The organism is Rubneribacter sp. (genome assembly GCF_965361815.1).
Genome location: NZ_CBDTNW010000168.1, coordinates 1 through 6,744, shown reverse-complemented (window position 1 = coordinate 6,744; position 6,744 = coordinate 1). Strand labels below are relative to the sequence as shown.

Below are 6,744 nucleotides of genomic sequence, written 5' to 3'. Positions count from 1 at the left end.
TCGCGAAGGCCCCGAATCGGGCCGATTTTGGCCGAGGCCATGTGGACCGGGGCCTGTTTTGTCCATGACTCTTTCGCTTTCCGTTGAGCCGCCGACGGCGCGGGCCGGCCCGGCTCGCCGCGCAGGGCCCCGCCGGGCGCCTCGGAGGGACCGGCCTGCCGCGCGCGCGGGGTCCCGCAGCGCCTCGGAGGGTTCGGCCCGCCGGGTGCAAGGCCCTCCGAGGCACCCGATCAGAGGGGGTTCGGCTTGAATATCAGACGAGCATGAGCTTGTGCCGATCCCGGTTTTGACTAGAGCCTTCGGAAAGTTGGCCACAAATGACGCCCTGTGGCACTCCGGAGGGCCAATCCGGCGTGCCGGCGGGCCACGCGATTCTGGCGACCTGGGGATTCTCCGGACGCGGAGAGCGCGGAAGGTGCGAAACCGGCCCCGCGCGTGCCACAGGGCATCATTTGTGGCCAACTTGCGGGCGGCCCCTCGCCGGACCGCCTCCGGCGGGGTCCGTGCCAACGCTGGCTTGACAGAGAGCTTGGCAGAGCGTCTCTCCCTGCGGCATCCGCGGCCGGCACGCCGGCTTCCCCTCCTCTGTGACATCCTCGTATGTGACCCATTGAACTGCGTAAACGCAAAATTCGCACGTTTTATGTGACACGTGTGAAACCCTGCGGTGACACAATGGGACGCGCCCGCCGGACACGGGCGGGCACAGGACGAGAGAAAAAACAGAGGGAGGGACCCATGACGAAGTCGATGGATCAAGGCGTTTCTCGCCGCACGTTCGTCAAAGGCTCGGCGCTCGCCGGTCTGGGCGCGGCCGCAATGGGCAGCGGCGCGCTGTTCGGCTGCTCGCCGAAAAGCGAGGAGGAGGCTGCGTCCGAGGGCGCTGCCGGCGCAGCCGAAGAGAAGATCGTTTGGAACCACTGCGCCATCAACTGTCCCGGCCGTTGCGCGCTGAAGCTGCACGTGGTGGATGACGAGATCGTGCGCGTGGAGACGTACTCTTCCGAGACGGACGACATAGACGACATCCAGCCTCGCGCGTGTCTGCGTGGCCGCTCTTACCGTGCGTGGGTGAATCACCCCGACCGCATCAACTACCCCATGAAGCGCATGGAGGGCACCAAGCGCGGCGAGGGCAAGTACGAGCAGATCAGCTGGGACGAGGCAATCGAGATCATTGCCGAGAACCACAAGAGCGTCATGGAGAACTACGGTCCCGAGGCCATCTACATGAACTACTGCACCGGCAACTATGGTGTGACGGCGCGCCCGTGGTTCCGCCTGTTGACGGCGCTTGGCGGTTACCTGCCGTTCTATGGAAACTACAGTCTGGCTCAGTTGATGTGGGCCACGCCGTACATGTGGGGCAAAGCGAGCGCGGGGTCGTCCATCTCTGCAGCGCGCGATTCCGACCTCATCCTCATGTTCGGCACGAGTCCTGTCGAGACGCGTCAGGGCGGTGCCGTCTCCCATTACGACTACGTGGCCATGCGCTCGGTGACCAAGGGAAAGATCTACGTGATCGATCCGCGTTTCAACGATTCGCTTTCCGGGCATTCCGACGAGTGGCTGCCCATCAATCCCGGCACTGACGCCGCCTTGGTGTCGGCCATCGCCCATGAGCTCATTGTGAACGACCAGGTGAACAAGGAGTTCTTGGACACCTACTGCGTGGGCTACGACGAGGACACCATGCCGGAATCCGCCAAGGGCCAGAACAAGTCCTACAAGGACTACATCATGGGCACTGGATACGACATGGTTGAGAAGACCCCCGAGTGGGCTGCCCCCATCACGGGCATAGCGGCGGACAAGATCCGAAGCCTCGCGGCCGAGGTGGCCGGCGCCCAGGCCATGTTCGTCGATCAGGGCTGGGGTCCGCAGCGCCGTTCCAACGGCGAGATGACGGGCCTTGCCATCTGCATGCTGCCTGTTCTCACGGGTAACATTGGCAAGCCGGGCACCTCCACCGGCCTGCGCGAGGGCTCCTACTCCATTGACCTTGTCAGCCTGCCCGACGCTCCGGCGGATGCCGAGAACCCGGTGAAGGCCAAGATCTCGGTGTTCTCCATGGTGGATGCCATCGACCGCGGACACGAGATGACCGAGAAGGCTGACGGCGTGACCGGTGTCGAGCAGCTTCCCTGCGACATCAAGTTCGTCATCAATTACGCGGGCAATTGCATCACCAACCAGAACTCCGACATCAACTGGGTGCACGACGTTATGCAGGACGAGGAGAAGTGCCAGTTCGTGCTGGGCTCCGACATCCTCATGACCGACTCGCTCAAGTACTCCGATGTCATTCTGCCCGACTTGTTCCGCTTGGAGCAGCCCTCGATGATCGGCACGGGCGGCGACGGCGCTTACATGCTGGCCGGCTCCGAGCCTTATGCGCCCAAGTTCGAGCGCAAGAGCGCTTATGACGCCGCCGCCCTCATCGCTGCGGCCCTGGGCAAGGAAGAGGTGTTCACCGAGGGCAAGACGCAGGAGGATTGGCTCAAATCTCAGTACGAGCTTTCCCGCGAGAAGGACCCCGAGCTTCCCACTTACGAGGAGGCTATGGAAATGGGCGTCTACACGCGCAAGAACCCCAACGGCGCGGTCATCGCCCTCAAAGACTTCGTGGCCGATCCCGAGGCCAATCCGCTGACCACTCCCACGGGCAAGATCGAGATCTACTCCGAGGCGCTCGACACCTACATCCAGACGCATGAGTTCGCCGATGACGACTTCGTGGCTCCGGTGCCGGTGTACGCCAAGGAATGGTACGGCGTGGAGACGACCACCGACGAGTTCCCGCTGCAGCTCATGGGCTTCCATTACCGTGGCCGTCTGCACTCCTCGTGGGGCGGCGTGGAGATCCTGAAGGAGCTCAATCCCGAAGAGGCGTGGATCAATCCGGCCGACGCAGAGGCGCGCGGCATCAAGCAGGGCGACACGGTGCGCGTGAAGAACCAGTTCGGCGAGTTGGAGGTGCTGGCCAAGGTGACGCCGCGCGTGGTTCCCGGTACGGTGGCCATGGCGCAGGGCGCATGGCACGACGCCGACATGGACGGCGACCGAGTGGACAAGGGCGGCTGCATCAACACGCTTACGACGCATCGTCCCTCGCCGCTCGCGAAGGGCAATCCTCAGCACACGAACATCTGCCAGGTGACGAAGGCGTAGCGGCGAGCGGCTAGAAAGGACGATACATCATGGCACAGTATGCTTTCCATTTCGATGGCACTCGCTGCACCGGTTGCAAAACGTGCGTGTACGCGTGCAAGGACAAGAACAACCTCGATCTGGGCATGGCCTTCCGCAAGGTGTACGAGTACACCGGCGGCGAGACGGTGAAGGCCGAAGACGGAACCTGCTCGACGACGTGCTTCAGCTATTACGTTTCCGTGTCGTGCAACCACTGCGACATGCCGGCGTGCATGGCCGAGTGCCCCCAGGGCGCCATCTCGAAGGATCCCGACACCGGCATTGTCTCGTCCGATCCCGAGAAGTGCATCGGATGCGGCACTTGCGTGCTCACCTGCCCTTACGACGCACCGCGAGTGGACGAAGAGCAGAAAAAGGCGGTGCGCTGCGACGCTTGCGCCGATCTGCTTGAGAAGGGCGAGAAGCCGGCATGCGTGATGGCCTGTCCAGCCCGCGCCCTGGACTTCGGCACGGTGGAGGAGATGGAAGCGTTCGGCGAGCGCGGAGCCATCGAGCCGCTGCCTGATCCCTCCGAGACCACGCCGAACTACTTCGTCACGCCGTGCGCTGACGCAAAGCCCTCGGGATCCGGCGACGGCGAGGTGGGCAACCCGCTTGAGGTGAAGTAGTCCGCGAAAGACGACCTTGCCCTCGGCTGCGGATTCTGCGGTTGAAAAGCGTGTGAGCGATGCGCTGAGACGGGGTGCGCTAGAATGAGTGCACCCCGTTTTCATTTTCGGCATTTCAAAAGGGTTGCGTGCGCAATGTTAGGTTAAGACGCAAGGGGCGGCATAGGGCGCGAATGCGAGGGCGGATGGAGGTGCGGGCGAGTGGTTCAACAGGCGTTTTTCTTTGACGGTACGCGCTGCACCGGGTGCAAGACGTGCGTGTTCGCATGCAAGGATAAAAATGATCTGGGGATAGGCGTTTCCTTTCGGAAGGTCTACGAGTGCGTGGGAGGGGAGACGTCAAGAGACGAGGCGGGCTGCTTTTCGACAAGCTGTTTTTGTTACTACCTCTCCATTTCGTGCAATCATTGCCTGGATCCTGTCTGCGTCAAGGTGTGCCCGACTGAGGCTATGCACAAGGACCCAGGGACAGGGTTGGTGAGCGTCAATACGGATCGTTGCGTGGGGTGCGGATACTGTCATTTGTCGTGCCCGTACAATGCGCCGAAGGTGGACCGGGACAAGGGATCTTCCGTCAAGTGCGATGGGTGCGCCGACCTGATAGCCGAAGGCAAGTTGCCGGTGTGCGTGGCGGCTTGCCCGTCGCGCGCTTTGCGGTTCGGGCCTATGGAGGACATGGCGACGTTGGGCGAGCGTGCGGCTATCGCCCCGCTGCCTGACCCGGCGGCGACGGAGCCGAGCCTGTTTGTGAGAGCGAGCCGCGATGCGAGGCCGTACGGACCGGGTGGCGTCGAGGTGATGAATGCCGCCGAGGTTGAATGACAGGGTGGAAAGCAAAGGTGACAATGGGAGGGTCGATGACTGGAGCAGATGCCGGTGTTGAGCGCAACAATGCCGTTTTTGACGCCGTGGCGTTTGCCGGGGAGGCGCTCGCGCCGTTTTTCCTGCAGGATCCTGTGAAAGGGGATGCGGGGGCGGCGTTTGAGGCCATGGCGGCGCTTGATCCTGCGGCTGCGGCTGCGGAGTGGCCGTTCGTCGGCGAGGACGAGGCGCGCGCGGCGCTCTCGCTCATGGCGGAGGGCTTGGCGGCCGGCGTTGACGACGACGCGCTGGTGTGGGAGTACCGTCGCCTGTTCGTGGGGCCGGGCCGCAAGCCCGCGCCGCCGTGGGGATCGGTGTACACGGACCGCGAGTGCGTGGTGTTCGGCGCGTCCACGCTGGAGCTGCGCGCATGGATGCGCGCGCACGGCATCGCGCGCACGACCGACGAGAAGACGCCGGAGGACCACATCGGCCTCATGCTGGCGCTCATGGCGTGGATCGCCCGCAATCAGCCGGCCGATCTGGACGACTATCTGCGCCTGCATCTGCTCACCTGGGCAGGGCACTACCTGGACGAGCTTGAGGAGGCTGCCGAGCACCCCTTCTACAAGGGCCTTGCGCGCCTGACGCGCGTCACGCTCGAGGGCATCCGCGCCGAGCGGGACCTTGACGTGGCGTATCCGCGGTTCTACCGCTAGGCCGAGGTGGGGCGATCGCATGGTTTCGGGGTTGGACACCGCGCTTGGGGAGATCACGCTCGTGCTGTTCACCACGCTCGCGCCGTCGGGCGTGGTGGCGTATGCGTGCATGGCCCTGCCGGTGCTCGTCCGCTCCACCGCCGATGCCGTTCGGCAGAGGATCAACCTGTTTCTGAACATTCCCCTGGCCGTGTCCATGGTGGGGCTGGTGGCTTCGGCCACGCACCTCGGCAACCCTGCCAACGCGCTCTACGTTTTCCTGGGCGTGGGGCGCAGCCCGCTTTCCACCGAGGTGTTCTACGCGGTGCTGTTCTTGGCGCTGGCGGGGTTGTACTGGCTCTACGGGTTCGCCGAGCATCCCAGGCGGTGGCTGCAGCGCGTTTGGCTGGTTGCGGTTATGGTGGCGGGAGCGGTGTTTGTGGTGGCGGTGGCGTTCGCGTATGCGGCCGATACCATCGTGTCGTGGTCAACGCCGTACGTGCCGGTGGCCCTCTGCCTTAACGCCCTGGTGGGAGGGCCTGTTCTGGCCGTTGTTGGCCTGCGTGCCGCAGGGTACCATCCGGTGTGCGGACGCTTTGGGCGCGTGCTCGCGTTTGTCTCGCTGGCGGCGCTTGTCGCCAATGTGGCGGTGTACGCGTTGCAGGGGGCCTTGCTTCCCGCTATGGAGAACTCGTTCGCGTCGGCCGCTGACCTGGTGCCTCATTACGGCGCGATGGTGGCGGCGTTCGCGTCGCTTGGCGTGGCGGGCATCGGATGGGATGCGGTTGCGCTGTTCGGCTTCGCGCGCCTCACGGTGCCGCGCGCCGTTCTGGCCGCCGTGGTGGTGCTTGCGGGCATCTTCGTGATGCGCTTCGCGTTCTACATGATGCACCTGACGGTGGGCCTGGGCGTGTGAGGGGCGCGGAGCGGGAAGCAAGGAGCGGGGGCGGTAAGCGAAGGGTGAGGGACGAAGGTGAAGGACCGGGACTGCGGCCGTGACCGGGGCCGGGCGCCAGTCACGGCAGGCGGGAGTGCGCCTGGCCCCCGCCTGGCCGCATGCGTGCTAATACAGCAGGAACACGGAGTAGCCCAGCTGGTAGATCAGCACCCTGAACAGGATGGAGGCAATCACGGCAGCCGCAACGGCCGCAACCAGGTAGGGTAGGGACGCCCCCGCCTTTTTGCGCGCGAGCGTCGCGCACGCGATCACGATTGCGATGCACACGAGCGACACCCAGAAGCTCACCGCGCCCTCGCCCGTGAGCATGATGCCTATGAGGCTGTCGAGATGCGTGGGAGCCGTCGTCATCGACGTCGGGTCGGCGTAGTGCCCGTAATTGGCGAACGTGGCCGTGGCGCACACCGCCGTGTACACGAGATCGGCCACCAGCGAGGCCGCCGCGCCGATAAGGCTCATGCCGATC

The 6,744-nt window shown here is 64.5% G+C and carries 5 protein-coding genes and 1 pseudogene; 5 read left to right on the top strand and 1 reads right to left on the bottom strand.

What is annotated here, in order from left to right:
• Positions 1–738 precede the first annotated feature (738 nt).
• The 5 genes from ACWKY3_RS12175 (at position 739) to ACWKY3_RS12155 (ending at position 6,236) form a co-directional block, all read left to right on the top strand.
• Positions 739–3,171, top strand: coding sequence for a DMSO/selenate family reductase complex A subunit (locus ACWKY3_RS12175; RefSeq protein ID WP_449316672.1), 2,433 nt, complete (start codon positions 739–741; stop codon positions 3,169–3,171).
• Between the two features lie 29 nt (positions 3,172–3,200).
• Entirely contained in the window at positions 3,201–3,821 is a 621-nt protein-coding gene (locus tag ACWKY3_RS12170; protein WP_449316671.1) for a 4Fe-4S dicluster domain-containing protein, read from the top strand.
• A gap of 201 nt (positions 3,822–4,022) precedes the next feature.
• Entirely contained in the window at positions 4,023–4,643 is a 621-nt protein-coding gene (locus ACWKY3_RS12165) for a 4Fe-4S dicluster domain-containing protein (protein WP_449316670.1), read from the top strand.
• Positions 4,644–4,678: 35 nt separating this feature from the next.
• On the top strand, positions 4,679–5,341 hold the full coding sequence (gene dmsD, locus ACWKY3_RS12160; RefSeq protein WP_449316669.1) for a Tat proofreading chaperone DmsD: 663 nt from the start codon (positions 4,679–4,681) through the stop codon (positions 5,339–5,341).
• A 19-nt stretch (positions 5,342–5,360) separates the two neighbouring features.
• Entirely contained in the window at positions 5,361–6,236 is an 876-nt protein-coding gene (locus tag ACWKY3_RS12155; RefSeq protein WP_449316668.1) for a dimethyl sulfoxide reductase anchor subunit family protein, read from the top strand.
• 147 nt (positions 6,237–6,383) lie between these two features.
• On the opposite strand, the pseudogene ACWKY3_RS12150 reads toward ACWKY3_RS12155, so the two are convergent.
• Positions 6,384–6,744, bottom strand: a pseudogene (locus tag ACWKY3_RS12150) (hypothetical protein); the annotation flags it as partial.

Bases quoted from the DNA above. Each gene is read 5' to 3' on its own strand.
- ACWKY3_RS12175 (WP_449316672.1), top strand. From the start codon at position 739: ATGACGAAGTCGATGGATCAAGGCGTTTCTCGCCGCACGTTCGTCAAA.
- ACWKY3_RS12170 (WP_449316671.1), top strand. From the start codon at position 3,201: ATGGCACAGTATGCTTTCCATTTCGATGGCACTCGCTGCACCGGTTGC.
- dmsD (WP_449316669.1), top strand. From the start codon at position 4,679: ATGACTGGAGCAGATGCCGGTGTTGAGCGCAACAATGCCGTTTTTGAC.
- ACWKY3_RS12155 (WP_449316668.1), top strand. From the start codon at position 5,361: ATGGTTTCGGGGTTGGACACCGCGCTTGGGGAGATCACGCTCGTGCTG.